This is a genomic window from Pseudomonas sp. AK181, from assembly GCF_051122975.1.
Classification (GTDB): domain Bacteria; phylum Pseudomonadota; class Gammaproteobacteria; order Pseudomonadales; family Pseudomonadaceae; genus Aquipseudomonas; species Aquipseudomonas lactis.
The window spans coordinates 2,422,281-2,448,531 of sequence record NZ_CP146348.1 but is presented as its reverse complement, the minus strand read 5'-3'; the positions used below and the strand labels follow the sequence as shown (position 1 = coordinate 2,448,531).

29 protein-coding genes are annotated in these 26,251 nt (G+C 60.1%); 20 read left to right on the top strand and 9 right to left on the bottom strand.

Translation table 11 applies throughout. The annotated features are described in order from the left end of the window. The first annotated feature begins 10 nt into the window (after positions 1-10). The 6 genes from V8689_RS11785 to V8689_RS11760 all read left to right on the top strand — a co-directional run bounded on the left by V8689_RS11785 (position 11) and on the right by V8689_RS11760 (position 7,733). Positions 11-1,150, top strand: coding sequence for an ABC transporter substrate-binding protein (locus tag V8689_RS11785; RefSeq protein ID WP_056784127.1), 1,140 nt, complete (start codon positions 11-13; stop codon positions 1,148-1,150). Continuing rightward, positions 1,147-2,181 carry a FecCD family ABC transporter permease gene (locus V8689_RS11780; RefSeq protein ID WP_056784124.1) on the top strand — a complete coding sequence of 345 codons (1,035 nt, stop codon included), beginning with the start codon at positions 1,147-1,149 and terminating at the stop codon, positions 2,179-2,181. The genes V8689_RS11785 and V8689_RS11780 overlap by 4 nt, the downstream gene beginning before the upstream one ends. Beyond that, the gene (locus V8689_RS11775) at positions 2,175-2,930 is read left to right on the top strand and encodes an ABC transporter ATP-binding protein (RefSeq protein WP_056784122.1); all 756 of its coding nucleotides are present in this window, start codon (positions 2,175-2,177) and stop codon (positions 2,928-2,930) included. Before V8689_RS11780 ends, V8689_RS11775 begins: the two co-directional genes overlap by 7 nt. A gap of 750 nt (positions 2,931-3,680) precedes the next feature. After that, complete coding sequence (locus tag V8689_RS11770; protein WP_014718046.1) at positions 3,681-4,139, top strand: (2Fe-2S)-binding protein; 459 nt, start codon at positions 3,681-3,683, stop codon at positions 4,137-4,139. Then, positions 4,139-6,376, top strand: a complete 2,238-nt coding sequence (locus tag V8689_RS11765; protein ID WP_056784120.1) for a xanthine dehydrogenase family protein molybdopterin-binding subunit — start codon at positions 4,139-4,141, stop codon at positions 6,374-6,376. Before V8689_RS11770 ends, V8689_RS11765 begins: the two co-directional genes overlap by 1 nt. Positions 6,377-6,392: 16 nt before the next feature. Further along, entirely contained in the window at positions 6,393-7,733 is a 1,341-nt protein-coding gene (locus V8689_RS11760) for a c-type cytochrome (RefSeq protein WP_056784117.1), read from the top strand. A gap of 280 nt (positions 7,734-8,013) precedes the next feature. Here V8689_RS11760 and V8689_RS11755 read toward each other — a convergent pair whose 3' ends face one another. Then, on the bottom strand, positions 8,014-8,163 hold the full coding sequence (locus V8689_RS11755) for a hypothetical protein (protein ID WP_177342994.1): 150 nt from the start codon (positions 8,161-8,163) through the stop codon (positions 8,014-8,016). Between the two features lie 136 nt (positions 8,164-8,299). Then, entirely contained in the window at positions 8,300-8,743 is a 444-nt protein-coding gene (locus V8689_RS11750) for a DUF421 domain-containing protein (RefSeq protein WP_014718042.1), read from the bottom strand. A gap of 235 nt (positions 8,744-8,978) precedes the next feature. Here V8689_RS11750 and V8689_RS11745 point away from each other — a divergent pair, with 235 nt between their 5' ends. Next, positions 8,979-9,197 (top strand): hypothetical protein, encoded by a 219-nt coding sequence (locus V8689_RS11745; protein WP_056784115.1) that lies wholly within the window; start codon positions 8,979-8,981, stop codon positions 9,195-9,197. A gap of 3 nt (positions 9,198-9,200) precedes the next feature. Here the strand turns inward: V8689_RS11745 and V8689_RS11740 are convergent, their stop codons facing one another. Beyond that, positions 9,201-10,040, bottom strand: coding sequence for a DNA/RNA non-specific endonuclease (locus V8689_RS11740; RefSeq protein ID WP_056784113.1), 840 nt, complete (start codon positions 10,038-10,040; stop codon positions 9,201-9,203). A 231-nt stretch (positions 10,041-10,271) separates the two neighbouring features. Between V8689_RS11740 and V8689_RS11735 the strand changes: the two genes are divergently transcribed. Then, entirely contained in the window at positions 10,272-10,964 is a 693-nt protein-coding gene (locus tag V8689_RS11735; RefSeq protein ID WP_056784109.1) for an alpha/beta hydrolase, read from the top strand. Positions 10,965-11,022: 58 nt separating this feature from the next. Further along, positions 11,023-11,478: a GNAT family N-acetyltransferase gene (locus V8689_RS11730; protein WP_056784106.1), complete on the top strand. Its 456-nt coding sequence runs from the start codon at positions 11,023-11,025 to the stop codon at positions 11,476-11,478. A 6-nt stretch (positions 11,479-11,484) separates the two neighbouring features. Here the strand turns inward: V8689_RS11730 and V8689_RS11725 are convergent, their stop codons facing one another. After that, positions 11,485-11,973, bottom strand: coding sequence for a DUF2938 domain-containing protein (locus V8689_RS11725; protein WP_056784103.1), 489 nt, complete (start codon positions 11,971-11,973; stop codon positions 11,485-11,487). Between the two features lie 81 nt (positions 11,974-12,054). Between V8689_RS11725 and V8689_RS11720 the strand changes: the two genes are divergently transcribed. Together V8689_RS11720 and V8689_RS11715 are read left to right on the top strand one after the other, a co-directional pair. After that, a complete protein-coding gene (locus V8689_RS11720; RefSeq protein WP_056784100.1) occupies positions 12,055-12,507 on the top strand; it encodes a helix-turn-helix domain-containing protein in 453 nt (150 codons plus the stop codon). Next, complete coding sequence (locus V8689_RS11715) at positions 12,504-12,935, top strand: GNAT family N-acetyltransferase (protein ID WP_056784097.1); 432 nt, start codon at positions 12,504-12,506, stop codon at positions 12,933-12,935. The genes V8689_RS11720 and V8689_RS11715 overlap by 4 nt, the downstream gene beginning before the upstream one ends. 253 nt (positions 12,936-13,188) lie before the next feature. On the opposite strand, the gene V8689_RS11710 is transcribed toward V8689_RS11715, so the two are convergent. Beyond that, positions 13,189-14,724, bottom strand: a complete 1,536-nt coding sequence (locus V8689_RS11710; RefSeq protein WP_056784093.1) for a sensor domain-containing diguanylate cyclase — start codon at positions 14,722-14,724, stop codon at positions 13,189-13,191. A 416-nt stretch (positions 14,725-15,140) separates the two neighbouring features. Here V8689_RS11710 and V8689_RS11705 point away from each other — a divergent pair, with 416 nt between their 5' ends. From V8689_RS11705 to V8689_RS11690, 4 genes are all read left to right on the top strand, one after another. Further along, positions 15,141-15,317: a general stress protein gene (locus V8689_RS11705; RefSeq protein WP_003190478.1), complete on the top strand. Its 177-nt coding sequence runs from the start codon at positions 15,141-15,143 to the stop codon at positions 15,315-15,317. A gap of 327 nt (positions 15,318-15,644) precedes the next feature. Further along, positions 15,645-15,995: a general stress protein gene (locus tag V8689_RS11700; protein WP_019821493.1), complete on the top strand. Its 351-nt coding sequence runs from the start codon at positions 15,645-15,647 to the stop codon at positions 15,993-15,995. A 53-nt stretch (positions 15,996-16,048) separates the two neighbouring features. Further along, entirely contained in the window at positions 16,049-16,600 is a 552-nt protein-coding gene (locus V8689_RS11695; protein WP_003190476.1) for an ATP-dependent Clp protease proteolytic subunit, read from the top strand. Between the two features lie 220 nt (positions 16,601-16,820). Further along, a complete protein-coding gene (locus tag V8689_RS11690) occupies positions 16,821-17,030 on the top strand; it encodes a hypothetical protein (protein WP_032892340.1) in 210 nt (69 codons plus the stop codon). A gap of 55 nt (positions 17,031-17,085) precedes the next feature. Here V8689_RS11690 and V8689_RS11685 read toward each other — a convergent pair whose 3' ends face one another. Both V8689_RS11685 and V8689_RS11680 read right to left on the bottom strand, forming a co-directional pair. Then, the gene (locus tag V8689_RS11685; protein WP_003190473.1) at positions 17,086-17,355 is read right to left on the bottom strand and encodes a DUF6555 family protein; all 270 of its coding nucleotides are present in this window, start codon (positions 17,353-17,355) and stop codon (positions 17,086-17,088) included. 706 nt (positions 17,356-18,061) lie between these two features. Beyond that, positions 18,062-18,376 (bottom strand): hypothetical protein, encoded by a 315-nt coding sequence (locus V8689_RS11680; protein WP_056784090.1) that lies wholly within the window; start codon positions 18,374-18,376, stop codon positions 18,062-18,064. Between the two features lie 397 nt (positions 18,377-18,773). On the opposite strand from V8689_RS11680, the gene cyoA reads away from it, so the two are divergent. The 5 genes from cyoA to cyoE are packed head-to-tail and all read left to right on the top strand — an operon-like array spanning position 18,774 to position 23,545. Beyond that, positions 18,774-19,697 (top strand): ubiquinol oxidase subunit II, encoded by a 924-nt coding sequence (gene cyoA, locus V8689_RS11675; RefSeq protein WP_056784087.1) that lies wholly within the window; start codon positions 18,774-18,776, stop codon positions 19,695-19,697. Positions 19,698-19,699: 2 nt separating this feature from the next. After that, positions 19,700-21,673 carry a cytochrome o ubiquinol oxidase subunit I gene (cyoB, locus tag V8689_RS11670; protein ID WP_056784085.1) on the top strand — a complete coding sequence of 658 codons (1,974 nt, stop codon included), beginning with the start codon at positions 19,700-19,702 and terminating at the stop codon, positions 21,671-21,673. A gap of 3 nt (positions 21,674-21,676) precedes the next feature. Beyond that, positions 21,677-22,291: a cytochrome o ubiquinol oxidase subunit III gene (locus V8689_RS11665; RefSeq protein ID WP_003190467.1), complete on the top strand. Its 615-nt coding sequence runs from the start codon at positions 21,677-21,679 to the stop codon at positions 22,289-22,291. A 1-nt stretch (position 22,292) separates the two neighbouring features. Beyond that, positions 22,293-22,631 (top strand): cytochrome o ubiquinol oxidase subunit IV, encoded by a 339-nt coding sequence (cyoD, locus tag V8689_RS11660; RefSeq protein ID WP_019821483.1) that lies wholly within the window; start codon positions 22,293-22,295, stop codon positions 22,629-22,631. After that, on the top strand, positions 22,589-23,545 hold the full coding sequence (gene cyoE / locus V8689_RS11655) for a heme o synthase (protein ID WP_434520718.1): 957 nt from the start codon (positions 22,589-22,591) through the stop codon (positions 23,543-23,545). The genes cyoD and cyoE overlap by 43 nt, the downstream gene beginning before the upstream one ends. Positions 23,546-23,615: 70 nt before the next feature. Here cyoE and V8689_RS11650 read toward each other — a convergent pair whose 3' ends face one another. Further along, positions 23,616-25,166, bottom strand: coding sequence for a histidine kinase famiy protein (locus tag V8689_RS11650; RefSeq protein ID WP_230962060.1), 1,551 nt, complete (start codon positions 25,164-25,166; stop codon positions 23,616-23,618). Positions 25,167-25,332: 166 nt separating this feature from the next. Beyond that, a complete protein-coding gene (locus tag V8689_RS11645; protein WP_056784075.1) occupies positions 25,333-26,217 on the bottom strand; it encodes a manganese catalase family protein in 885 nt (294 codons plus the stop codon). Positions 26,218-26,251: the final 34 nt, after the last annotated feature.

The following is a 26,251-nucleotide window of genomic DNA, read 5'->3' as shown; positions in this document are numbered from 1 at the left end:
GGCTTGATTCATGATCTGCATTGTTCGACGTTGCCACGTTTTAGCGGCGCTGCTGTTCACCGGGTTGTTGGGGGCTAGCCTGCCGAGCATGGCGGCGCTGACCACCGTCACCGATCTGCTTGGGCGCCAGGTCAAGGTCAACCTGCCGGTGCAGCGGGTGATTCTTGGCGAGGGCCGCCAGCTGTACCTGGTGGCGGCGCTGGACACGCAAAACCCGATTGAACGGATCGTTGGCTGGCGCAAGGACCTGATCCAGTCCGACCCAGACACCTATAACGCTTACCTGCGCAAGTTTCCCGCCATCGCCAAGATCCCCACCTTCGGCGGTTTTGAAGACGGCACCTTCGATATCGAGCAGGCCATCTCGCAACGCCCCGACGTGATCATCCTCAATATCGAGGCGCAACATGCCACCGAGGATGCGCGCTATATCGAGAAGCTCGATGCCTTGGGCATCCCGGTGGTGTACGTGGACTTTCGCAACCAGCCGATGACCAACACCGAGCCGACCATGCGCCTGTTCGGCCAGTTGTTCGGCAAAGAGCAACGGGCCGAGGATTTCATTGCGTTTCGCAACCAGCAGATCCGCCGCGTGACCGACGTGATTGCCGCGCAGCAACCGGCGCGCCCGTCCGTGTTTATCGAGCGGATCGGTGGCTACACCGATGACTGCTGCCTGAGTTTTGGCAATGAAAACTTCGGCCTGTTCGTGCAGATGGCCGGCGGCGACAACATCGCCAAAGCCATTATTCCCACCACCTTTGGCCAGTTGAACCCCGAACAGGTGATCGTGGCCAACCCCGACCAGGTCGTTGTCACCAGCGCCAACTGGGAGGCGTTTGCCCCGGGTGGGCACTGGGTCGGCGTGGGGCCGGGTGCCGACATGGCCCAGGCCCGAGCCAAGCTGGCGTGGTACACCCAGCGCCCCGCCTATGCCGGCATCAAGGCCCAGGGCCCGCAAGCCTTCCATGCCATCTGGCATCAGTTCTACAACAGCCCGTATCAGTTCGTGGCGATCCAGCAACTGGCCAAGTGGTTTCACCCCGACCTGTTTGCCGACCTGGACCCGGACGCTGCGTTTCGTGAATTGCACGAACGCTTCCTGCCGGTACCTTATGAGTCGGGTTACTTCGTGAGCCTCAAGCCATGAGCGCCCCGACCTACCGCAGCCTTGTCATGCGCAAACGCCTGATTCTGGTTGCCCTGGCGTTGCTGTTGCTGTGCAGCGTGCTGCTCGACCTGGCGCTGGGCCCGGCGCGCTACAGCCTGGGCGAAGTGCTCGGCGCGCTGCTCTCGCCAAACAACGCCGCGCCGCAAGTGCGCGTGGTGATGTGGGACATCCGCCTGCCCGTCGCCCTGATGGCGGTCGCGGTCGGCGCGGCGTTGTCCCTGGCCGGGGCGCAGATGCAGACTATCCTCAATAACCCGCTGGCCAGCCCCTTTACCCTGGGCATTTCTGCCGCCGCCAGTTTCGGTGCGGCCATGGGCCTGGCGTTTGGAGTGGCGTTGTTTCCGCTGGCGGCGCAGTACATGGTGCCGGTCAATGCGTTCATCATGGCGATGCTCTCGGCGCTGCTGATCCATTTCCTGAGCCTGCGCCGTGGGGTGACGGCCGAAACCATTGTGCTGCTGGGCATAGCCCTGGTCTTTACCTTCAACGCGCTGCTGGCGCTGGTGCAGTTTTTCGCCACCGAACAAGCCGTGGCAGCCGTGGTGTTCTGGACCATGGGCAGCCTGACCAAAGCCACCTGGCCCAAGCTTGGGGTGATCTGCCTGATCATCCTGATCACCCTGCCGATTTTCGCCAAGCGCGCCTGGGCCCTCACCGCCCTGCGCCTGGGTGACGACAAGGCCGCCAGCTTCGGCATCAACGTGCGCGGCCTGCGCTTTCAAACGCTGATCATGGTCAGCCTGCTCGCCTCGTTCCCGGTCGCCTTTGTCGGCACCATCGGCTTTATCGGCCTGGTGGGCCCGCACATCGCGCGCATGTTGATCGGCGAGGACCAGCGCTTCTTCCTGCCCGCCTCGCTGCTGACCGGTGCGCTGATTCTGTCGGCCAGCTCGGTGGTCAGCAAAACCCTGATTCCGGGGGCGATTTTCCCCATAGGCGTGGTTACGTCACTGATCGGCGTGCCGTTCTTTATATCCCTGATCCTGGGCGGCAAGAAAAACTCATGGTAAGTCTCCAGTTGAAAGACCTCGGCGCCCGCTACGGCCAGCGCACCATCATCCGCGACGTGAACACCGCAGCCTTCGTCGGCGGCCAGGTGGTGGCGGTGGTCGGGCCCAACGCTGCCGGTAAATCCACCCTGTTCAAGCGCATGGCCGGGCTGATTGACGGGCCAGGCGAGGTGCTGCTGCAAGGCTCGCAAAAAGGTGCACAAGCCATCAGCTACATGCCCCAAGGACTGAACGCCAGCGCCCGGTTGACGGTGTACGAGTCGGTGCTGCTGGCGCGCAAACAACTGACGCCGGGGTGGGTGGTGCAAGACGACGAACTGAAGTTGGTCGACGAAATGCTCAGTGCCCTGGGCATCACCGGCCTGGCCTTTCGCAACCTCGGTGAACTCAGCGGCGGCCAACAACAACTGGTGTCCATCGCCCAGACGCTGGTGCGCGAACCCGACGTACTGCTGATGGACGAACCCACCAGCGCCCTCGATATGCATCGCCAAGTACAAGTACTGGACTTCATGCGCACCCTGGCGCGCAAACGCGAGGTGATTGTGTTTATCGCACTGCATGACCTGAACCAGGCACTGCGCTTTGCCGACCAGGTGCTGGTCATCGCCGACGGCACAGCCCAGGGCAGCGGGCCGAGCCATACGGTGATCAACGAAGCGATGCTGCGCGAGGTTTACCAGGTGCAGGCACGCATCGAGCGCTGCAGCCGGGGGCAGCCGCATATTTTGATTGATGGGGTTGTGTGAATAGGCCCTGCGAAAGCATGGGTATCCACGATGCGAAGCGAGTCGCTGTTGATCTTGCTCTTGACCTGCTTTTGATCTTGATCTCAAGCGCCCCGTTAAACCACGCTGGCCGAACGCAGGCTTGAATTCGTGGGTAACCCGGCAGGACGCCGGGTTAGCCGCCCCGCGCCATGGATGGCGCGTGGCGGCGGCCCACGGATTCAAGCCTGTGTTCGGGCACACCGAGCCTAAGCGAGGTGCCGAGTGGTGGGGCAAGAGCCCTTTGGTTACTTTGGGGCTCTTTTCCAAAGTGACCCGCCGTCAGGCGGAACCCTAAGTGGCCGTTACCGCAGGAATGGATATGTACTCGGTATAACAGTGTCGCCTGTCAGGCCGCCTTCGCGAGCAAGCCCGCTCCCACAGTTGAATCGTTGGGGTGTCAGGTAGATAGGCGTCGGCTGGCAGGCCGTCATCGCAGGCAAGCCAGCTCCCACAGGGATGCCGGGACATCAGTCAAAATCTCGGATCAGCCACTGCTTCTATCGCTCAATCCTCGCGAATACTTGCCTGATCCTCCGACTTATCGCCCACCGGGATAGATACCCCTTGCGCCGTGGTCTAGAGTCCAACCATGCGCGCGTGGCCAAGATGAAACCGATTCTCAACCCCGCCGCCATAACCCGTCGCCCATGAGCGACACCAGGGCATGCCACCGCGCACGTCCCTGATAAGAAAAAGCACCACCAACCGATGATCAGCAGGTGAGCCCGCATGGAATTACGTATCAACCAAAAGGCCTATCAGGTCGATGCCGAAGCCGACACACCGTTGTTGTGGGTGATCCGCGATAACCTGGGCATGACCGGCACCAAATACGGCTGCGGCCTGGCCCAGTGCGGCGCCTGTTCGGTGCTGGTGGACGGCAATGTGGTGCGCGCCTGCGTGACGCCCGTGGCCGGGGTGGTCGGTCGCGAGATCACCACCATCGAGGCCGTGGAGGCCGATGACGTGGGCAAACGTGTGGTGGCGGCCTGGGTCGAGCATCAAGTGGCGCAATGCGGCTACTGCCAGTCCGGGCAGGTGATGGCAGCCACCGCGCTGCTCAAGCACACCCCCGCACCCACCAAGGCGCAGATCGACGCGGCGATGGTCAACCTCTGCCGTTGCGGCACCTACAACGCCATCCATGCCGCCATGGATGCCTTGGCCGCCGGGAAGGAGACCGCCTGATGAACACCACCGAAATCATTCCCGGCGTTGCTCTGGGCGAACCGATCAACCTATCCCGTCGACGCTTCCTGGCCAGCACCGCCGTGGGCGCGCTGGTGATCGGTTTCGGCTTGCCACTGGGCACCTCCCGCGTGCAAGCCGCGACCGGCGCCGCCGCTGAACGCGGCACTCAAGTACCCGCCTTCCTGGAGATTCGCCCCGACGGCAGCGTGCGTTTGCTCAGCCCCTTCATGGAAGGCGGCCAAGGCACCCACACCGCCATGGCGCAGATCGTCGGTGAAGAGCTGGATGCCGACCCGGCCACGTTCATCGTCGAAGCGGCCCCGCCCGGCGAAGCCTACGTGGTGATGGAAAATGGCATGCGCATCACCGGCGGCAGTATGTCCGTGCGCATGAGCTACCCGACCATGCGCCGCCTCGGCGCCCTCGCCCGTGCGATGCTGATGCAAGCCGCCGCAGAGCAATTGCGTGTACCGCTCAGCGAGCTGACCACCCAACCCGGTCGCGTGGTGCACGCCGCTTCCGGTCGCTCCCTGGGCTACGGCGAACTGGCCGGGCGCGCCCTGGATATGCCGGTACCCGACCCGGCCAGCATTACCCTGCGCGACCCGAGCCAGTTCCGCTGGATCGGCAAGCCGGTCAAGCGCCTGGATGCCTATGACAAATCCATCGGCAAGGCGCAGTACACCATCGACCTGAAAATCGACGGCATGCTTCATGCCGCCGTCCAGCATGCTCCGCGTTTGGGCATGACCGTGGGCAGCCTGCGCAACCAGGTGCAGGTGCAAGCCATGCAAGGCGTGCACTCGGTTCACACCCTGCCCGGCGCCGTGGCGGTGGTAGCCGAACGTTGGTGGCACGCCAAGCGGGCCGTCGAGGCCATCCAGGTGGAATGGCTTGAAGCCGCCGCCGACTCCACCGTGCGGGCGATGCCGGCGGATTTTTCCAGCGACAAGTACCGCGACTTCCTGGCCGCCCAGCAAGGCCCGGCCCGCGATGACGAAAACGAAGGCGATGTGGCCGGCGCACTGGCCAGCGCCAAGACCCGCGTCGAAGCCACCTACCACAACCAGTACCTCAACCATGCCCAGTTGGAGCCGCCTTCAGCCCTGGCTCGCTTTAACCCGGACGGCACGCTGGAGGTGTGGCTGCCTAACCAGGCACCGGATATGTTCCGTGCCGACATCGCCAAACGCACCGGCCTGAGCACTGAGCAAATCACCCTGCACTCACCGTTGCTGGGCGGTTTTTTCGGCCGGCATTTCCTGTATGACTCCGCCAACCCTTACCCGCAAGCCATCGCGCTGACCAAGGCGGTGGGCCGGCCGATCAAGCTGATCTGGAGCCGTGAAGAAGAGTTCGTGCGCGATGTATTGCGCCCGGTCGCCGTGGTCAAGTTCCGTGCTGCGCTGGATGACAAAGGCCTGCCTGTGGCCATCGAAGCGGTGAGCGCCACCGAAGGCCCCACCGAAGCCATCGCCGGCAAACAGGGCGACGCCATCGACCCTACCGCCCTGGAAGGCTTGTCGGGCAAGAGCTACGCGCTCCCCAACAAACGCATCGCGCAGATCTACGTCAAAGGCCCGGCCATGCTCGGTTATTGGCGCTCGGTGGGCAATTCGCTCAATGACTTTTTCTACGAAGCGTTCCTGGACGAACTGGCCGACAAAGGCGGCCATGACCCCTATGAACTGCGCCTGCACCTGCTGCGCGACAATCCGCGCCTGACCACCCTACTGCAAGCGGCCGCCGAGCTGTCTGGCGGTTGGAAGCGTGGGCCTTACACCGCCGAAGACGGCACCCGCCGTGCACGCGGCGTAGCCATGGCTTCGCCATTTGGCTCCCATGCAGCGGTGGTGGCCGAGGTGTCGATCGAGAACGGCCAGGTGAAGGTTCATCACATCTGGCAAGCGATTGACCCGGGCAGCATCGTCAACCCGGCGATCGTGGAGGCGCAGGTCAACGGTGCCGTGGCCTTGGGCCTGTCGCAAACCTTGTTGGAGGAAGCGGTGTACGTGGATGGCAAGCCACGGGCGCGCAACTACGACCTTTATCCGGTGCTGCCGCCTTCGCGTATGGCGCAGGTACACGTGAAGATCGTCGAAAGCGGAGAAAAAATGGGCGGTATCGGCGAACCGCCGTTGCCGGCTGTGGCGCCCGCCGTGGCGAATGCGGTGGCGCAATTGACCGGCCAACGCATCCGCAGTCTGCCTTTGAGCCGTTACACCTTCAGCTAACCGACAGGGAATGCCCATGAATAACCGCCGATTCGCAAGAACCGCAGGGTGGCTGGTGCTGCCCTGCGTGGTCGCCGCAGGCGTGCTGGCCTGGTACGTCACGCGCCAGCCCGCCTCGCCTTTTGAACAGCAACAAGCCACGAGTTTCGACCCCGCCTTGGTCAGCCGCGGTGAATACGTCGCCCGCGTAAGTGACTGCGTGGCCTGCCACAGCCTGCCAGGCAAGACGCCCTTCGCCGGCGGCCTTGAAATGGCCACACCGCTGGGGGCGATCCACGCCACCAACATCACCCCCGACCGCGAGCATGGCATCGGCACCTATAGCCTGGCCGACTTCGACCGCGCGGTGCGCCACGGCGTGGCGCCGGGTGGGCGACGGCTCTACCCGGCCATGCCCTACCCGTCTTACGTCAAACTCAGCGATGACGACATCCAGGCGCTGTACGCATTTTTCATGAAAGGCGTGCAACCGGCCAATGAGCCCAACCTGCCCAGCGGCATTCCCTGGCCGCTCAACCTGCGTTGGCCCATCGCCCTGTGGAACGGCGTGTTTGCGCCCACCGCGACCTACGCCGCCAAGCCCGGCCAGGACGCGCTGTGGAACCGTGGCGCGTATATCGTGCAAGGCCCCGGCCACTGCGGCAGTTGCCACACGCCGCGTGGTTTGGCGTTCAACGAGAAAGCCCTGGACGAATCCGGCGCGCCGTTCCTCGCCGGTGCCCTGCTCGACGGTTGGTACGCCCCCAGCCTGCGCCAAGACCACAACACCGGCCTGGGCCGCTGGAGTGAGGAGCAGATCGTGCAGTTCCTCAAGACCGGTCGCAACCAGCATGCCGTGGTTTATGGGTCGATGACCGAAGCTTTCAACAACTCCACGCAGTTCATGCAGGACGATGACCTGGCCGCGATCGCTCGCTATCTCAAGTCACTGCCCGGCGACCCGCAGCGTGACGGCAGCCCCTGGCAGTACCAAGCAGTCACGGCGCGCTCGGAAGCGCCTGGCGCCCACACGTACGCCACCCGCTGCGCCTCCTGCCACGGCCTCGACGGCAAAGGCCAACCCGACTGGATGCCGCCCCTGGCCGGCGCCACCTCGGCCTTGGCCAAGGAAAATGCTTCGGCGATCAACATCACCCTCAACGGCTCGCAACGTGTGGTCACCGCCGGTTTACCGGACGCCTACCGTATGCCAGCGTTTCGTGAGCAATTGTCCGACCAGGAAATCGCCGACGTGCTGAGCTACGTGCGCGGTACCTGGGGTAACCACGGCGGCGCGGTCGATGCGAAGGCCGTAAGCAAGTTGCGCGGGCATACGGACCCGGCGAGCAGTAGCCCGATCATTTTGCATATGCGTTGATAGGTCGCGATCAACTGTGGGAGCGGGCTTGCCTGCGATGCAAGCACTTCGGTTCATCAGGTAAACCGAGTCGCTCCATTCGCAGGCAAGCCAGCTCCCACATTGGTTATGTGTTGCCCACAGGATCAACGCCTGGCACAGGTCCCCTGTGGGAGCGGGCTTGCTCGCGAAGGCGGCCTGTCAGTTACTGCATCTTTAAATGAACCACCGCTATCGCAAGCCAGCTACCACATTCGGGTGGCGAGCATTCAGGCAGATAAGCGTTGGCTGCATGGACGGCTTATTTGCTCTCGTCCGCCTTGCCTTCCTGCATCTGCACTGACGACTGGGTGCCACTGTTGTTGTCTTTGGTGGCGTTGTCTGCGTTGTCAAAACAGCCGTGCAGCATGAGCGCGCTGCACAGGCCCAGGCACATATAAAGCTTCTTCATGATCGTTCACCTGTTGGCGAGTGAGTGATACACGCGTGACGAAAGCACAATTCGTCCGCCCATGATCTATCTGTCTGGAACAGAGGCGCGTGCGTTCAAAAAACAGGCCCTTGGCTGACGAATGGAGGGCCAGGAGTTATTCAAACGGGATCACCGAGATCTTGCCGTTGCGCTCAAGAATCGCGAAGCGGATCTGCTTGAGTTCGACAAGCCCTTGGGTGGACCGGGCTGCCTCAAGAATGTCGCCCTCGTCCAGACGCGCATGCTTGAGGCGTTTATGCAGCACCTGGCCTTGCTCGACCAGCACCGTCGGCCCGCCATCAAGCACCCGTGCGAACCAGGCTGAACGCTGCTTGGCCAGCGAGAAACCGATGTCGATGGCAATCAGGGTGGCGATGACCAGCACGGCGTTGGTCATCGAGAAATCTTCGCCCAGCAACGCCTGTTGGGTGGCTTCGCCGATGACCATCAACAGCACCAGGTCAAAGGTGGTGAGTTCAGCCAGCGTGCGCCGGCCGGCAACTTTGAACAGCACCAGCAGCACCAGGTAAATCGCCACAGCCCGCAATACAGAGTCCATGGTTGCCCCTCGGAACATTGAATGGGAAACGACCGATTCATACCGATTAGGTGACCACCGCGCCGCGGTGGTTCATTCTTTCGACGCTTCGCGGCCACCATCTAAAAAGATGATGGTTTCGGCGCAACTGAAGCGTTGAAGTGATCGAAATTTCGGCAGCAACCCAGTTGATATAGGGCCGCTTGAAGCGGGTCACACCTCTATATCGACCACGTTAAAAAAGGAAACCCTTGTCATGAACGACTCACAACGCGCCTGGGAATTGGCCATGGTGCTGATTGCCAATGGCCGGATCCCCTTTGACCCCGCCAACCCGAGCGGGTCGGTGAAGATCCTGTCCAAGCATTTGCAAGCGCTGGAAGAAGCACTGCGTGAACAGGCCACAGACGCCGCGAAACATGAGCGCCTGGGCAAGAACAGCAGCCGCAGGCCCTCATTGGTGTGTGCCGACTAGGCGTCAGGCTTTGGTGCGGCTACAGCCGATCCGACTCGGCAACTGACCCTGCCTGGCCTTCAGCGTGGCTTGCATCGCTTGCGGCAAGGTGCTCCAGAACGTCAGCCCGGAGCGCTCTTCGATGTGATCCACGGTGACCTGGTAATCACAGAAGTCTGCGCCCTTGGGGGTTTCCTGGTTCATCACGAATGAGGCGTACAGGCCCGTTTCCGGCGAGCTGCCGACCACGATGATTTTCCAGTAGCCGCTGGGGATGGTGTGCACTTTGTTCGTGCCCGGCAACGAGCCGACAAAATGCTCATACAGCGGCCCGGTGGCCACATACACCTGATCGACGCCTGGCTCCTTGCTGAGGCTGCGTTCCTGGTCTTCCAGGCGTGCCCACGGCCCCTGGTTGAGCTCGGCTTTTTGCGGGGTGATGTTCGACAGGTAATTGAGCGTTTGCCAGTCGGCCACCCCGGCCATTGACGCAAGGTTGGCCTGATGCCCACGGTCGATTTTGAGCGCGACGTTGGCGCCGTTGTAATCCACCGGGTCCAGGGTTTCCCCGGCTGGAATATCCGGGTCGGTGCGCCAGTCGCGGGAGCGCCCGCTGGCCGCCGTGGCCTTGGTGATCTTGTAGGAGACCCAATTGGCAAACTTGGTCGAGCCGTTGTTGTTCAACGTGTAGGCCTGGCGGTTCAACGTCACCGGGCTGCCACCGTTGGGGCAACCAACCGCGCAGTTATCGAACGACAAGGCTGGCGCAGGGAGGACGGCGGACTGACGCGAGGGTGTGGTACAGGCGGCCATCAACGGGATCAACGAAAACGCCAAGTACTTGAACGATGTGCTTCCTTGCATGGTGTTACTCCTTGGGATGAATCTTTTAAGAGACTGAATGGCCTCGGCCGATGCGCGTCCTGCGCAAGCCGAGATGACCATTGAATCACATAAACATTTCTAAACAACGACAGCAACCAGGCCGACGAACGTAACTCCCGCGCGCGCCATCGCAGCCATAACTGTGCTATCCATAACGCCGCCCTTAGGCGAGCGATAGCACCACCTCATCAATGCACAAGGAACTTACACATGAGTGAGAAACCGGCAATTGTCTTGGTCCATGGTTTTTGGGGCGGTGCGGCGCACTGGAATCGGGTGATTATCGAACTGCACAACAAGGGCTATACCGATTTGCATGCGGTGGAGATGCCGCTGACCTCGCTGGCCGACGATGCAGAACGTACCCGCAAGATGGTTGCGCAAATCAAGGGCCCGGTGTTGTTGGTGGGGCATTCCTATGGCGGCGCCGTCATCACTCAAGCGGGCAACGAACCAAATGTCGCAGGCCTGGTGTACATCGCGGCATTCGCCCCGGATGACGGCGAAAGCCCTGGCGGCATCACCCAGGAACATCTGCCCGAAGCCGCCCCTAACCTGGCGCCTGATAGCGACGGTTATCTGTGGGTCAAGCCTGAACGGTTCCACGACAGCTTCTGCCAGGACCTGCCCCGGCAAGAAGGCCAAGTCATGGGGGTTACCCAAAAGGCCCCGCTGGCCAGCACCTTTGGCGATGTGGTCAGCAACCCGGCGTGGAAGAACAAACCGTCCTGGTATCAGATTTCGAGCCAGGACCGCATGATCCATCCCGACAACCAGGCACGCATGGCCAAACGCCTGGGCACTCGGGAAACCCTCACACTGGATGCCAGCCACGCCTCCCTGGCGTCCAGACCGGCAGAAGTCGCTGCGTTTATCGATAAGGCGGCGTGTTCGCTGTCGTGATGATGTAATCAGGCTCGGGGGGGTAATGAAGTGTTTAAACAGAGGATGCTCAACGACCATGACTGAATACCTTCTGCCCCCCGCTGCCCCACACTGGCTGATCCGCCAAGCCACCCCCGACGATGTGCATGCCTTGGTCGCACTGGATGCCTACGCAACCGAGCATGCCAGCCGTGGTGTGTTTATCTATGACGCCGTGGTTCGCCAGCAATGCCTGGTAGCCGCCGACGCTAACGTGTGCGCCGGCTACCTGGTGCTCACCCACGATTTTTTCAACCATGGGTTTATTGCCCTGGTGGTGGTTTCACCGCTGTACCAGCGCCAGGGCGTCGGCCTTCGTCTTCTGGCAGCGGCCGAAGCGGCCTGCAAAACGCCCAAGCTGTTCGCGTCGACCAATGCCTCCAACGGCGCGGCGCAGGCCCTGCTGATTAAAGCTGGGTTTATCCCCAGTGGCCAGATCGAGAATCTGGACGACGATGACCCTGAACACATTTACGTCAAATTCGTCCATTGATCCCGCTCAGGCCCAGGCAATCACCTGCGCGGCCAAGTAAAGGCCCACCCCAAACACACCATGGTTGATCACACTGCGCAGGCGATTCTTGCCTGGCGCGGCTGTCTTGGAGGATGCAAACCCGGCCCCCATCGCAGGCTGTATCAGCAACAGCGGGACGGCCACTGTCACCACACCCAGTATCAGTGCCGGCAAAATGGTGGGGGCCTGCAGCCAGACAATCCCTTCAACCCACACCAGCGTTATCGCAAAAACAACGCCGGTGACGTAATGCGCGACCCAGCCCAGGGCCACTTCACCTCGAACGGATGACGCCTGCCGTATGCTGGCGTGAACAAACCGCCCTTGGCACGCATGACCGACCCAACGCCCCACAAACGCGAAATTCAGCGTCGGAACGCCAAGAGCCTTCATCAACAGCATCCACATATCCATCACGGCGGTAGCTCCCGCCCCTAACAACACAACCTGTGCGACCACTTCCAGCGCTGCCATATCTACCTCTTATTCATGGACCCATTGAACGTGAGCAGGCATCATAGAAGTTGAAGTCAACTTCAAGTCAATGGGTTGCCAATGGATATCGCAGAGGTCGTCAAGCGCACGGGAGTCCCTGCCCATACCTTGCGTTTTTATGAGAAGAAAGGCTTGATCACCTCGATCAGCCCACCCGGTATTCGCCGCCAGTTTTCAGCGGCGGTGATTGAGCAGTTAGCGCTGATTGCACTTGGGCAGGCGGGTGGACTTTCGCTGGATGAAATACAGGCCATGCTATCGCCAAACGGCCAGGCTGATGTGGACAGAGCGGTGCTGCTGGCCAAGGCCGACGAGATTGATGCGACGGTAAGGCAACTGCGCGCCATGAGCCGTGGCTTGCGGCACGCGGCAGCCTGCCCTGCGCCTGATCACGCGCAATGCCCGAACTTTCGTCGGCTGCTCAGAATCGCTGCCGCGGGGGTCTTTAAACGCGACAGCGCCCACCGCCCCGCCGGTGTTCGCCCTGCACACTCAAACGTTGAGGCCGTATGATTCGCGACTTTCAAAACGCTGATTTTGAACCTGTGCTGGACATCTGGTTGCAAGCGTCAATCCTGGCTCACCACTTCATCGCCCCCGAGTTCTGGCATTCACAATTGGGCGCCATGCGCGAGATCTACATACCAAGCGCCGTGACACGTGTGTTTGAGGTTGATGGACAAGTCCGGGGTTTCAGTTGCGTATATGAAAACACCTTGGCAGCGCTATTTGTCTCACCTGCGTATCAGGACCGCGGCGTAGGCACGCAGTTGCTGGAAGATGCCATGGGGTCTAGAGGCGCTCTTCAACTGAGCGTGTATTCGCAGAATGTTTCCAGCATTCATTTCTACCAGAAGCACGGATTTATCGTTCTCAGCGAACAGCGGGACGAACACACGGGTCACCTTGAAAAGATGATGCGCTGGGTATCTGATCGCTAACCCAACCCTCGGCCCTGAACCCGCTGATCCGGCAAGATCAGCGGACTGGCCGGGGGAGCGCTACGCGGGAACCTTTTCTTGAATGGGCAATCTGTGGTTCACCCTTTTGAACCGATCGAGACCCTGCGCATGCTTGTGAAAAAAGCCGTCCTCTGCCTTGCACTGCTAAGTGCGGGCTTTATCGCAGGCTATGCGGCAAAACCCACACCGCAGCTGCAAGTCACCGCTGGCCAACTGATGGAGTGCGGCGAACTCATGATCCCGACGCTGGGGATGTGAGCCGGTCCGCGGGATGCACGTTGAACCCATTGCGCCCCGCCGCCTTCGCGCCGTAAAGCGCTGTATCCGCAGCCTCCACCAGACCCAACACCGGCTCCAGCCGTGAGCCCATGCCCGTCGCGATACCGATACTCACACTCACGTGCCCGAAGGGACTGCCTGGGTGTGTGATGTTCTCCTGCTGCAGGCGCGTAAGAATGCGTTGCGCGACCACCGCAGCCCCTGCGCTGTCAGTCGCGGGCAGGATGATCGCCATTTCTTCTCCGCCATAGCGCGCCACCAGGTCCGACGGCCGCCGCACGCACGTTTCCAATAACGTGCTGACCGCTTGCAAGCACGCATCTCCCGCGACGTGACCAAAGGCATCGTTAAAGCGTTTGAAATGGTCGATATCGAGCATCAGCAATGCCAGCGACGTCCCCTCGCGCTGCGCCCGGCGCGCTTCCACGGCCAGCGTTTCATCAAAACAGCGGCGGTTGGCCAGGCCGGTCAGCGCGTCCTTCTTCGCCAAGAGTGCCAACTGCCGATTGGAGTCGAGCAACTGCTGCTGGGCGACGCGCAACGCCTCTTCCGCCGCCGTACGCCTGCGAATATCCAGGATCAGAAACCAGCCGATCAGACCTGTCAGCCCCAACAGCCCCACCACCACGACCGCTGACAACGCCGCCTCGATGCGCCACGCCGCGAGGGCTTCGTGCTTGCCCAACGCGACGGTGGTGATCAGCGGTAGGGTTTCGCTTTTGCGAAAGGCATAGAGCCGCTCCACCCCGTCCAGGCTGGAGGTATAGGCCGCGGTGCCCACCGGTTGGTCGACCAGGTACTTGGAATAAATAGGCGAGGAGGAAAAGTTGCGGCCCATGTCCTGCTCGCGGAAGGGGTAACGCACCAGCAACGTGCCGTCGGCGTAGGACAGGCCGATCGCGCCCTCCTGGCCTACATCGAGTTTGCCGAATACCCGCAGAAAGTTTTCCACCCCCAGGGTCACAGCGACAACGCCGGCGAAGTTGCCCGCCGCGTCGTTAAAACGGCGGCTGATGGTCACCACCCATTCATGGTTGGAACGGCTCTGAATCGGCGGGCCAATAAAAGGTTCAGCGCTCGGATCGTCGCGATGGTGGATGAAATAGGCCCGATCACTGCTATTGGCGCCCTCCGGGATCGCGCGATTGGAAGACAGCAACCACCGGCCCTGATGATCATAAATGGTGATGCCGCTGAGCTGCGGCATCAGCGGCTGCTGGCGGTTGATCAGCGTACTGATTCGCTGGATTTGCACCAGGCCACTGCCTTCGGTTTCCAGGCGCTCAACCAGCCCCAGCAACAACAACGAGCTCTGCCGCACGATACCTTCGGTATAGGTGGTAAGCGCCTGGGTCAGGTTCAAGCCATGCACATCCACTTCCGCCAGCGCACGGTCGCGGGAGGACAGGACTTTCCAAATCGTCAACGAAGTCAGGGAACAGCCGATCACCAACAGCAACAGCATCACAAGACGGGTATCACGCTTCACGTCAGCACCTTAAGGAAGTCCGGTTTCCATCCAGCCATCATTCGAACGTCGGTACTCACAGGGGCAACCGGTTCCAGAGTGCCAGCATACAAGCAGTCTGTGCAGGCTGCAGCAACAGAGTGTGCGGCTGAGCGCCGGCCAGAGGAGCCAGCGCCTTTAATGACCATTATCAGACAACGTATTGAATGCCAAGCGAACCGTTAAGGTCGCCATTAATTCAATATCAATCGACGCAGCAAACTTATACGAAGCGGCACTCTGGGGGCCTACTTGTACAAGTTTCGCCTGCCCCTCTACCGTTCATCGCCCTTTTTAAAAAATTTCAAAACATCTGCGCACCTGCCCTTATCAGAAAAGATGTCCGTTGCATAAATGGGCAACTAGCGAAACGACATTTCAAAACTGGGAGTATTGTTATGACGACGAGCAATAAAAACCCTGGAAACTTTGCCAATGATCGCGAAAAAGCATCGCAGGCAGGTAAAAAAGGTGGGCAGGCCTCTGGCGGCAACTTCGCCAACGACCGCGAAAAAGCCTCGGAAGCCGGGCGTAAAGGCGGCCAGAACAGCCATGGTGGTGGACGTAAGTCCTGACGAAGCGGCCAGTGCCGCTGTTCCGCTTGTTAACAAAGGGCATTCATCATGCGTGCGTCAATTGATAATCAGCGCGGCGAGTTATCTCGCAGGCCGATTGTAGAAGTGCAAACTAAAGCAAGGACTGGCCTACGTTCTAATACGTCCGCGTGTTACGAACATCAGCAACTTGCTGAACAAGCCGAAGCGACGATCAGTGCATCTAAAACGCCACCCTTGTGTGAGAGGCACTTGTAACCGTGCACCTTAACGCACGCCCTGAGTACAAGTTTCCAGCACAATCGAAGTGAACGTTACATTACCGACATAACGACGAGGTAACTGAACATGACTACTCAAGACAAGCAAGGCAACATGAGCGTCAGCGAAGCCGGTAAAAAAGGCGGCGAAGCCACTTCTGCGTCCCATGATAAAGAGTTCTATCAGGAGATCGGCAGCAAAGGTGGCCAAAACAGTGGCGGGAACTTCAAGAACGATCCCGAACGCGCCGCTGAAGCCGGCAGCAAAGGCGGCCAGAACAGCGGGGGCAATTTCAAGAATGACCCCGAACGCGCCGCCGAGGCCGGCAGCAAAGGTGGCCAGAACAGTGGCGGCAATTTCGCCAACGACCGCGAAAAAGCTTCCGAAGCCGGGCGTAAAGGTGGCGAACACAGCCACGGCGGCGGACGCAAAAGCTGATGTGCTTGATGCAGGGGAGCAATGCTCCCCTGCTTTCATTGATGAGGGACACCATGCCTTTACACATTATCAACTTCACCGCACCGGTCACCGCCTCCACATGCAGCCAACTGATCGAAAAAGCCTCGTTGGCCGTACAGCAAGATGCCCAAGGCCTGGTACTGAATATCGCCACCATGGGCGGTGAATGCAGCTACGGCTTTACGATGTACAACTTTTTATTGTCCCTGCCGATTCCAGTGCATACCCATAACCTGGGCACAGTGGAATCCATGGGCAATATCATCTTCCTGGCCGGTGAGCGCAGGACCGCCTGCAAACACAGCAAATTCCTGTTCCACCCCTTTCATTGGCATGTGCAAGGCGCGGTTGACCACTCGCGCATGTCCGAATATGCGATGAGTCTGGACTACGACTTGCAGTTGTATGCACGCATCGTGGCCGAGCGCACCGCCGATGCCGTCGAAAAACTGGAGACCGAAAAATACCTGATCGCCGCGCCACGCATTCTCGACCCACAACAAGCGCTCACCGCCGGCTTGATCCATGGGATCGAACTTCCCGTGGTCAAGGCGGAATTCGTGAGCAGCTTCATTCATTCCTAGGGCTTATCGGGCAGAAACTGCACGAAAAGTACGCAGCAGAACGGCAAAAACCTGACCCCACGAACCGAGCGGGCGCACGCGCCCGCAACTACCCAACTATCCCCACAAAATACTGGCAATAGAACATCAACTAAGCGCTTGTTTGAATTCTTCCTTTTTAGCAGTTGAAAACGCCCACTTCTTAATTGAGAGTGGCCGTTTCATTCAGGGAGGAATCGATGTGACGCATCTACAAGCGAACCGACGTTGCCTGCACTGCAAACAACCTTTCGAGTCAACGCTGGATGACCCGGACTACCTGATGTCGCCAGCGTCAGACATGCTGTGCCCGGCGTGCAAGCAACAGTATGCAGCCGACATCATGAAAGAGGCGCTGCAACGCAGCGTGCAAAAATTGTGCATGTTGCAGGAGCGACGCAAAAAACAGTAGGCACTTGCCTCGCTCCTAACGCTACCCGAATGCACATCATCTATCAAAAACACATTCATTCGGGTGGCGGCGGTACATAGGGTTTTGCAATAAAGGGAATACTGCCAGACGGACGCCACCTTACATTCTCAAGACCATAGCGTTCGGCCAGCGGCTTACTGATGCGCTTGATCTTTTCATTACGCGATCTAGGAATAATACCAATGCCTGCATCGCAACAGGCCCAATGCCAGGCTTCTGCGTTATTCATCACCTCCGCTCTTATAATGAAAGACTTAGGCTCGTGGTGGTATTCGTATTCGATGACATATAAAGAATTTTTCATAACCTCTCCTTCTGATTTTTTGTTATTTGCTCAGAACGAAGGTTCAGAATTTTTAATGTTTGAGTGACGACAAACATGCACTTGCCGTTGCACTACCGTTCGTCGGCCTCACATTAAAAAAATAAAACGGTTCATGCATCTTTTGTTTCTTAATAGTGAGTCTGCTCACTCCAGGCTCTTGGTAAAAAACTCCTGTCTTGCCCGCACTCCGTGCGGGCTTTTTTATTTGCGGCGGCGCTACACCCTGTGGCGAGGGAGCTTGCTCCCGTGACGTAGCGACCGACGGTAACCACGATGCGAAGCGAGCCGCTCGTGATCTTGCTCTGCTCTTGATCTTGATCTCAGGCGCCCCGTTAAACCACGCTGGCCGAACGCAGGCTTGAATTCGTGGGTAACCCGGCAGGACGCCGGGTTAGCCGCCCCGCGCCATGGATGGCGCGTGGCGGCGGCCCACGGATTCAAGCCTGCGTTCGGGCACACCGAGCCTAAGCGAGGTGCCGAGTGGTGGGGCAAGAGCCTTTTGCTTACTTTTGGGCTCTTTTCAAAAGTGAGCCGCCGTCAGGCGGAACCCTAAGTGGCCGTTACCGCAGCAATGGATATGTACACAAACCAACTGTGTTGACTGTTAGGCCGCCATCGCAGGCAAGCCAGCTCCCACATTTGCAGCGCGGGGCCTCATGTAGGTCTCGACTGTCGGCCGCGAACTTCAATCGTCGTCGTGCAAGTGAGCATCAGCACAGGGCAGTCGACCGGACTCACCACCAGCAATCCGTTCCGCCTGATCAATACCGCGTTTGAGCGCGTCGCGCACCGTCCATTCGGCACCCGGCAATTGCCTGGTACGTTCCACCACGCATTGCCCCGTCGCGGTGTAGACGCACAGCAGCACTTCAATATCCCCATCTTCCCGCTCCCGGGCCCTGACTTCGATATGGCAGCCGTTTTCAACCTCCTGGGTAAAGCACTCTTCGTCGAGTGCCTTGGCGGCCCAGGCTTCATAGGTTTTGCCACGCATAAACATAGCTCTTCTCCAAAACCGTTAGTGGGGTTGGCCATCAACTAACGACTGAACTTGTTCACCAGAATTCAGACTTTTTCCAAGGCCACCTCCATCATGCACCGATAAAAACCCTTTACCGCTTCGCCTGTTAAACCGTTCGTCAGGCGAGGAAACAAATTGTTAAACCAACCCACAGGGCTCTATTCAAAATGTTCGGGAGCGCGGCGAAATGCGCCCCGCAGAGCGGCAGCAAAAGCCAATAGAGCCGGACAGTAGAAGCACTTTATCTACTGACGGCATCTTATTGCCGAATGTTTATCACCTGATGGCTCCTGGTGTTAATAAGCGCTTCGCTTAGTTAACGCGCGGGCACAGATTCGGCACAGCAAAACGCAAGTTTCCAACACAGGAGCAAGGCATGAAACGAGCGATGGGTTATTGCCTGGTCACTATCACCAGCCTCTTCTTACTCACCAGTTGCAACCTGGTGGTTTTCAACCCCAAGGGGCAAGTAGCAACCGATGAGCGCGACCTGATCATTCTCGCCACCGGCCTGATGCTGCTGGTGGTCGTCCCGGTGATTGTGATGATGTTTGTCTTCGCCTACCGCTACCGCGCCACCAATAAAAAAGCCCGTTACTCCCCCCGCTGGGCCAGCTCGCACAAAATCGAGGCGGTGGTGTGGGGCGTTCCCCTGCTGATCATCATCGTCCTGGGATGGGTGACCTGGGAGACCACCCACGCACTCGATCCCTATCGCCCGCTGGAGTCAGACACCCCGCCCATCAACGTGCAGGTGGTGGCCACCGACTGGAAATGGCTGTTTATCTACCCGGACTTGGGCATCGCCAGCGTCAACGAGCTGGCCCTGCCGGTGCACACGCCGGTGAGTTTCACCGTCACCTCCGACGCGGCCATGACCTCGTTCTTTATTCCGGCACTCGGCGGGCAGATCTACGCCATGGCCGGCATGCAGACCAAGCTGCACCTGATCGCCAACGAGACCGGTGAGTTCAGAGGGATCGCCGCCAACTACAACGGCCCCGGTTTTTCCGACATGCATTTCACCACGCTGTCCCTGAGCGCTGCCGACTTCCAGACCTGGGTGACAAAGGTCAAGGGCGCGGCCACGCCTCTGGACCACAGCACTTACGCGCAATTGGCCAAGCCCACCTTCAAGCACCCCGTGACCTATTACTCGGCGGTACAGGAGCGCCTGTTCCTGGACATCGTCGACAAATACGAAGGCATGAACAAGGCCAATAAACCCCGGCGCTCGCCCTTGAGCGACGCGGCACAACGCACCGATCAACACCCAAGTCTGCTGGCTGAGGAGCGGTAACCATGTTCGGAAAACTGTCGTGGGATGCGATCCCAACCACTGAACCCATTGTGATGTACACCCTGGCCATCGTCGGCCTGATCGGGGTGGCGCTGGTGGGCGCGATCACCTGGAAACGCAAGTGGGGCTATTTGTGGCGCGAGTGGTTCACCTCGGTAGACCACAAGAAGATCGGTTGCATGTACATCATCGTCGCGCTGGTGATGCTGCTGCGCGGGTTCTCCGATGCGATCATGATGCGCACCCAGCAAGCCATGGCCGCCAGCGGCGGGCCGGGCTACCTGCCGCCGGAACATTACGACCAGATCTTCACCGCCCACGGTGTGATCATGATCTTCTTCATGGCCATGCCCTTCGTGGTCGGCTTGATGAACATCGTCGTGCCGTTGCAGATCGGCGCTCGCGATGTGGCTTATCCGTTTCTCAACGCCCTGAGTTTCTGGCTGTTCGTAGTGGGCGCGGCGCTGGTGAACATTTCGCTGGGGGTGGGTGAGTTCGCGCGCACCGGTTGGGTCGCTTATCCGCCGTTATCCGAACTGGGCTATAGCCCCGGTGTCGGCGTGGATTACTACATCTGGTCATTGCAGATATCCGGCATCGGCACGCTGCTCACGGGGGTGAATTTCTTCGTCACCATCCTGAAGATGCGCACCGAAGGCATGACGCTGTTCAAGATGCCGGTGTTCACCTGGAACGCGCTGTGCACCTCGGTGCTGATTCTGGCGGCATTCCCGATCCTCACCGCCACCCTGCTGATGCTGACCCTGGACCGTTACCTGGGCATGCATTTCTTTACCAACGAGGCCGGCGGCAACCCGATGATGTATGTGAACCTCATCTGGGCCTGGGGGCATCCGGAGGTGTACATCCTGATCCTGCCGGCGTTCGGGGTGTTCTCGGAGATCGCGGCCACGTTCAGCAGCAAGCGGTTGTTCGGCTACGTGTCGCTGGTGTGGGCGACCATCGCGATCACCGTGTTGTCGTTCATCGTGTGGCTGCATCACTTTTTCACCATGGGGGCCGGCGGCAACGTCAACGCGTTTTTCGGCATCATGACGATGATCATCGCGGTGCCCACCGGGGTGAAGATCTTCACCTGGCTGTTCACCATGTACCGTGGCCGCGTGCGTTTCGAAACGCCCATGCTATGGACCCTGGGCTTTATCGTGACCTTCAGCATCGGCGGCATGACCGGGGTGCTGCTGGCGGTACCGGGCGCCGACTTCCTGCTGCACAACAGCCTGTTCCTGATCGCGCACTTTCACAACGTGATCATCGGTGGCGCGGTGTTCGGCTACATGGCCGGCCTGACGTATTGGTTCCCCAAGGCGTTCGGTTTCCGCTTGAACGACAAGCTGGGGCGCATCGCGTTCTGGTGCTGGCTGGTGGGCTTTTATTTCGCGTTCATGCCCTCTTACGTGCTGGGCTTCATGGGCATGACGCGCCGTCTCAATCATTTCGACAACCCCGAGTGGCGGCCCTGGCTGCTGCTGGAGCTGGTGGGGGTGGCAATCATCCTCTGCGGCGTGGCGGCGCAAGCCTTGCAATTGTTTGTCAGCATCCGCAACCGTCATCAATACCGCGACCGCACCGGCGATCCCTGGGACGGGCGCACCCTGGAATGGGCCACCGCGTCCCCGCCGCCGCTGTACAACTTCGCCGAGCAGCCCAAGGTCAATGACCTGGACGCGTACTGGGGCATGAAGGAGCGCGGCGTCAGCACCCTCAGCCACACCGACTATCGCAGCATCCACATGCCGCGCAATACCGCGTCGGGCCTGGTGATCAGCTTGTTTGCGCTGGTCTGCAGCTTTGCGCTGGTGTGGCACATCTGGTGGATGGCGGCGTTCGGCCTGGTGGCCTCGGTGGTGGCGTTCGTGGTGCGCAGCTACGACGAAGACACCGATTACTTCGTGCCCGCGCAGGAAGTCGCGCGCATTGAAACGGCCCGTCTCAAAGACCTGGCGGAGGCTTGACCCATGTCCAATATCGTTATGGAAAAAGACATTGCCCATACCCACGAACAAGGGCATGAAGACGCCGGTTCCCTGAGCCTGTTCGGGTTCTGGATCTACCTGATGACCGACTGCATCCTGTTCGCGACCTTGTTCGCCGGCTACGCCGTGTTGCGCGACAGCGTGGCGGGCGGGCCGTCGAGCATGGACATTTTCGAACTGCCCTATGTGCTGGCCGAAACCATGCTGCTGCTGTTGAGCAGTATCACCTACGGCTACGCCATGCTCGCCATGAACCACGGTAAGCAACGCGATGTGTTGCGCTGGCTGGGGCTCACGTTCGTGCTGGGCGCGGGCTTCATCGCCATGGAGATCAATGAATTCCACCACTTGATCGCAGAAGGCTACGGGCCGGACCGCAGTGGGTTTCTGACGGCCTTCTTCACCCTCGTCGGCACCCACGGCGCGCACGTGTTGACCGGGCTGATCTGGATGGCGGTGCTGATGGTTCAGGTCAAGCAACGCGGCCTGACCAGCACCAACGCCACCCGGCTCAGTTGCCTGAGCCTGTTCTGGCACTTTCTGGACGTGGTGTGGATCTGCGTCTTTACCGTGGTCTATCTGTTGGGGGTGGTGTGACATGTACAAGCAAAGCTCGCTTCACAGCAGTGCCGGTACGAGCCATGGCAGCAGCCGCTCCTACCTGGTCGGGTTCCTGGTGTCGGTACTGCTCACCCTGATCCCGTTCGGCCTGGTGATGTTCCCGTCACTGCCGCGCACCTTCACCGCGTGGCTGGTGGTGGCGTTGGGCGCGATACAAATCGTGGTCCACCTCAAGTTCTTCCTGCACCTGGACACGGCCGAAGAACAACGCTGGAACCTGATTGCGCTGATTTTCTCGGCGGTCATCATTCTTCTGTTGGTGGGGCTTTCGTTATGGATCATGGACAGTATTCATCACAACATGCTGGCGCACTGAAACACTGGCGGGGGCTGTTCCATACCGCCATCGAGCTCACCAAGCCGGGCATTATTGTCGGCAACCTGGCCTCGGTGCTGGGCGGTTACCTGCTCGCCGCCAGCGCGCATGTGGCCTCGGTGACGCACGGGCTCGCGACCCTGCTCGGCACGGCTCTGGTGATCGGGTGCGGTTGTGTCATCAACAACTGTATTGACCGCGACATCGACCGGCGCATGGTGCGCACCTGTCACCGTCCGCTGGCACTGCGCACCATCAAGGTGTCCACTGCCGCAGGCTATGCGGTCGTCCTGGGCGCCTGCGGTTTTGGCTTGTTGTGGGCCGGCAGCAATGCGTTGGCGTGCATGCTGGCCATGGTCGGGCTGGTGATCTATGCGGGGGTCTACACCTACTGGCTCAAGCGGCGTTCCCACTGGGCCACCTTGATCGGCAGCGTCTCCGGGGCGATGCCGCCGGTGATCGGCTATTGCGCGGTCACCGGGCGGTTTGACCTCACGGCGTGGCTGCTGATCGTGGTGTTTTGCTGCTGGCAGATGCCGCATTCACACGCCATCACCGTGATGCGCCGCGAGGATTTCCGCGCGGCAGGCCTGCCGTTGTTGAGCCTGGCCCAAGCCCATCGGCAGATCCAGGCGTACATGCTGGCCTTCCTCGCCAGCGCCCTGGTGCTGGGCGCTGTGGCGCAGATGGCAGCGTTGTATTTTGTGGTGATGCTCGGGCTTGGGGGGTATTGGCTCGCCCTCGCGGCCAACAGTACACGGCTGACTGATCCGACCGGCTGGGCGCGCAGGATATTCGGGTTTTCGATTGTGTTGGTGCTGGCGCTTAACCTGGCGTTGGCGGTGCTGAGGTACCTCTGCGGGCGACGCCCTCCCTGTAGGAGCGAGCTTGCTCGCGAAAAACGTCAACGATAACGCGGGTTGCCTGAATAAACGTGGCGCCTGTGAGTTTTTCGCGAGCAAGCTCGCTCCTACAGAGAGAGGGTCATATCGTCGTCGGCTGTCTGGCATCGAGCACCGCACGGATTTTGCGGGGCAGGTCAGCGGGTTGATACGGCTTGGGAATCAACTCGAATTCATGCACCTCTATGTCCGCGCGGGCCAGCGAGTCTTTCGCATAGCCGGTGGTCAGCAAGATCCTGATGTGCGGATACAAGCGCGACACCTCCCGCGCCAGTGCTGCGCCATTCATCGCACCGGGCATGATCAAGTCACTGAACACCAAGTCATACGTCGCCTGCTTGAGCATGCCCAATGCCTCGGCGGCATTGTGGGCGATGGCCGTGTGGTAACCGTAATCAGAGAGGATCACCTGCGCCAACTCGGCGACCTCAGGCCGGTCTTCCACGATCAGGATGCGCTCGCTACCTTGCGGTGAGGTGGCCGTGGGTGTCTGCTCAACCCAGAGTTGGCTGTCATCGGCCGGAAAGTACAAGCGTATCGTCGTACCGATACCCGGGTCCGAATGAATCCGCGCCGTGCCGCCCGATTGCTTGACGAAGCCATACACCATCGACAACCCCAGGCCCGAGCCCTGGCCTTCTTCCTTGGTGGTGAAGAACGGCTGCATGACTTTGTCCTGAATACCTGCGTCGATACCGTTGCCGTTATCCGAGACCGAAATGCTCACGTAACAGCCCTCGGCCAACCCCTCACGCTCGGCATCGACATCGCCCGGCACCTGGCCGTTGCAGGTCTTGACGGTGACAGTCGGGTCAGCACGCCCGAGCAAAGCATGCTGGGCATTGGACAACAGATGCTGCACCGCCAGCTCCGCCTGAACCGGGTCGATGCGGCAATTCCACAGCTCGTCGGCAAGCTCCACATGCAACTCGACGCCTTGCAGCGCACGCGCCATAAAATCCGGGCGACCGAGCAAACTGTTCAGGTTGATCACCCGGCTGTCGAGCCGTTGCTTGCGCGAAAACGCCAGCAACTGCTGGGTCAGGGTTTGCGCTTTTTCCGCCGCCGCCCTGGCACGGCTGGCACTGTTGACGATGCGCTGCGGATCGCTGCCGGGGCGCTTGGCGCTCTGCTGGATCAAGTCGAGATAGCCCATCATCACTTGCAGCAGGTTATTGAAGTCATGGGCGATGCCACCGGTCAGTTGCCCCAGCGCTTCCAAATCTTGTGCGCGACGCACGCGCTGTTCAGCGTCATGGCGCCGGCTCACGTCCAACTGCGAGGCGAAAAAATACACCAGTTGCCCACGTTCGTTGAACAACGGCGAAATGAACAGCTCGTTCCAGAAGGTCGAGCCGTCCTTGCGGTAATTGAGCACCTCGACACACGCCTCATGGTGGCGCTCAACTGCGCGTTGCACCTGGTGCAGCGCGTTTTTATCGGTTTGGGGCCCCTGCAGGAACCGGCAATTGCGTCCGATCACTTCGTCCAGTTCAAAGCCTGTCAGGGTCAGGAACGCCTGGTTGGCAAAGATGATCGGGTTATCAGGCTCGGCGGGATCGGTCACGATCATTGCGCTGTGGCTGGCTTGCATGGCCGCAAAGAACAGGTCTTTGCGGCTGGCAGACAGCATCGCCAATTCCATACCGTCGACCACAGGCTTCTTCTTTGTCGCCAAGGTTCACCTCCAGATACGTGGTATGTGTTCCATGGACCGTGAAAACGCTGCGCAGTGCCATCTACCACCTAAAGGGCGCGGCGCCTTAAGGTTGGGCGCCGCGCGACAGTACCGCCTTGGATCATGGCTCAGGTTTTGGCTGCAGCCCCCTGCCCAGGTCAGCGCCGGTCGTCGGGTCGCTGGTGGGGTCCGAGAGCGTGCGGATCTTCATCGCGCTCAGCGCCGCTTCATCGCCTGCGTCCAACTGCACGCTGGCGGTGCCGTCACCGCCATCGACCGCCGGTTGTGGGTTTTCCACGAACTCCCAACCGTCACCCTGGTTCCAAGGGCCGCGCAGGTCCTGCGCACCTTGGGACATGTTGAAGTACACCTGGGTGAACTCCGGTTTGCCCGGCAACTTGCCTTGGGGGAAATTCGGTTGAATGGCATGCAGCGCTTTTTCAAAGGATATCTGGTGTGCGATTTCCCGCGTCATCAAAAACCCCAGCGCATCTTTCACGCCAGGGTCATCGGTGACGTTCATCAGCCGCTCATAGACGATTTTGGCCCGAGCTTCGGCGGCGATATTCGAGCGCATGTCTGCGGTGGGTTCACCGATGGTGTCAATGTAGGCTGCGGTCCACGGCACACCGGCAGAGTTGGTCAACGGCGAGCCGGCCCCGTACAGCAGGCTGGTGATATGCGAGTCATTGCCGGCGCCATTGAGCGCCCGGTACAACTCGCCCTCCTCTTCCACGCCTTCGGCCATCCGCCCCTTGGCGCCCTTGTTGAGCATGACGATGATGGAACCGACGATCTCCAGATGGCTGAGTTCTTCGGTGGCAATGTCCATCAGCAAATCTTTGCGCCCTGGGTCGTCTTCCGCCAAGGCTTGGGTGAAGTAACGGGACGCGGCGGCCAACTCGCCTTGAGCGCCGCCAAACTGCTCGAGCAAAAGGTTGGCCAGCCCCGGGTTGGGCTCGGCGACACGGACGGTGTATTGAAGTCGCTTGTTATGTAGAAACATGAACAAATCTCCTCAGGCTTACGGAAAAAGGCGC

Excerpts from the sequence above, each read along its gene's own strand:
- V8689_RS11650 (WP_230962060.1), bottom strand. The coding sequence starts at position 25,166 with ATGCTGTCTGCCAGCCGCAAAGACCTGTTCTTTGCGGCCATGCAAGCC.
- V8689_RS11740 (WP_056784113.1), bottom strand. The coding sequence starts at position 10,040 with ATGCAAGGAAGCACATCGTTCAAGTACTTGGCGTTTTCGTTGATCCCG.
- V8689_RS11770 (WP_014718046.1), top strand. The coding sequence starts at position 3,681 with ATGGAATTACGTATCAACCAAAAGGCCTATCAGGTCGATGCCGAAGCC.
- V8689_RS11750 (WP_014718042.1), bottom strand. The coding sequence starts at position 8,743 with ATGGACTCTGTATTGCGGGCTGTGGCGATTTACCTGGTGCTGCTGGTG.
- V8689_RS11735 (WP_056784109.1), top strand. The coding sequence starts at position 10,272 with ATGAGTGAGAAACCGGCAATTGTCTTGGTCCATGGTTTTTGGGGCGGT.
- V8689_RS11745 (WP_056784115.1), top strand. The coding sequence starts at position 8,979 with ATGAACGACTCACAACGCGCCTGGGAATTGGCCATGGTGCTGATTGCC.
- V8689_RS11725 (WP_056784103.1), bottom strand. The coding sequence starts at position 11,973 with ATGGCAGCGCTGGAAGTGGTCGCACAGGTTGTGTTGTTAGGGGCGGGA.
- cyoD (WP_019821483.1), top strand. The coding sequence starts at position 22,293 with ATGTACAAGCAAAGCTCGCTTCACAGCAGTGCCGGTACGAGCCATGGC.
- V8689_RS11700 (WP_019821493.1), top strand. The coding sequence starts at position 15,645 with ATGACTACTCAAGACAAGCAAGGCAACATGAGCGTCAGCGAAGCCGGT.
- V8689_RS11705 (WP_003190478.1), top strand. The coding sequence starts at position 15,141 with ATGACGACGAGCAATAAAAACCCTGGAAACTTTGCCAATGATCGCGAA.
- V8689_RS11760 (WP_056784117.1), top strand. The coding sequence starts at position 6,393 with ATGAATAACCGCCGATTCGCAAGAACCGCAGGGTGGCTGGTGCTGCCC.
- V8689_RS11715 (WP_056784097.1), top strand. The coding sequence starts at position 12,504 with ATGATTCGCGACTTTCAAAACGCTGATTTTGAACCTGTGCTGGACATC.
- V8689_RS11665 (WP_003190467.1), top strand. The coding sequence starts at position 21,677 with ATGTCCAATATCGTTATGGAAAAAGACATTGCCCATACCCACGAACAA.
- V8689_RS11780 (WP_056784124.1), top strand. The coding sequence starts at position 1,147 with ATGAGCGCCCCGACCTACCGCAGCCTTGTCATGCGCAAACGCCTGATT.
- V8689_RS11775 (WP_056784122.1), top strand. The coding sequence starts at position 2,175 with ATGGTAAGTCTCCAGTTGAAAGACCTCGGCGCCCGCTACGGCCAGCGC.
- V8689_RS11680 (WP_056784090.1), bottom strand. The coding sequence starts at position 18,376 with ATGTTTATGCGTGGCAAAACCTATGAAGCCTGGGCCGCCAAGGCACTC.
- V8689_RS11645 (WP_056784075.1), bottom strand. The coding sequence starts at position 26,217 with ATGTTTCTACATAACAAGCGACTTCAATACACCGTCCGTGTCGCCGAG.
- V8689_RS11685 (WP_003190473.1), bottom strand. The coding sequence starts at position 17,355 with ATGAAAAATTCTTTATATGTCATCGAATACGAATACCACCACGAGCCT.
- cyoB (WP_056784085.1), top strand. The coding sequence starts at position 19,700 with ATGTTCGGAAAACTGTCGTGGGATGCGATCCCAACCACTGAACCCATT.
- cyoE (WP_434520718.1), top strand. The coding sequence starts at position 22,589 with ATGGATCATGGACAGTATTCATCACAACATGCTGGCGCACTGAAACAC.
- cyoA (WP_056784087.1), top strand. The coding sequence starts at position 18,774 with ATGAAACGAGCGATGGGTTATTGCCTGGTCACTATCACCAGCCTCTTC.
- V8689_RS11755 (WP_177342994.1), bottom strand. The coding sequence starts at position 8,163 with ATGAAGAAGCTTTATATGTGCCTGGGCCTGTGCAGCGCGCTCATGCTG.
- V8689_RS11720 (WP_056784100.1), top strand. The coding sequence starts at position 12,055 with ATGGATATCGCAGAGGTCGTCAAGCGCACGGGAGTCCCTGCCCATACC.
- V8689_RS11785 (WP_056784127.1), top strand. The coding sequence starts at position 11 with ATGATCTGCATTGTTCGACGTTGCCACGTTTTAGCGGCGCTGCTGTTC.
- V8689_RS11695 (WP_003190476.1), top strand. The coding sequence starts at position 16,049 with ATGCCTTTACACATTATCAACTTCACCGCACCGGTCACCGCCTCCACA.
- V8689_RS11765 (WP_056784120.1), top strand. The coding sequence starts at position 4,139 with ATGAACACCACCGAAATCATTCCCGGCGTTGCTCTGGGCGAACCGATC.
- V8689_RS11730 (WP_056784106.1), top strand. The coding sequence starts at position 11,023 with ATGACTGAATACCTTCTGCCCCCCGCTGCCCCACACTGGCTGATCCGC.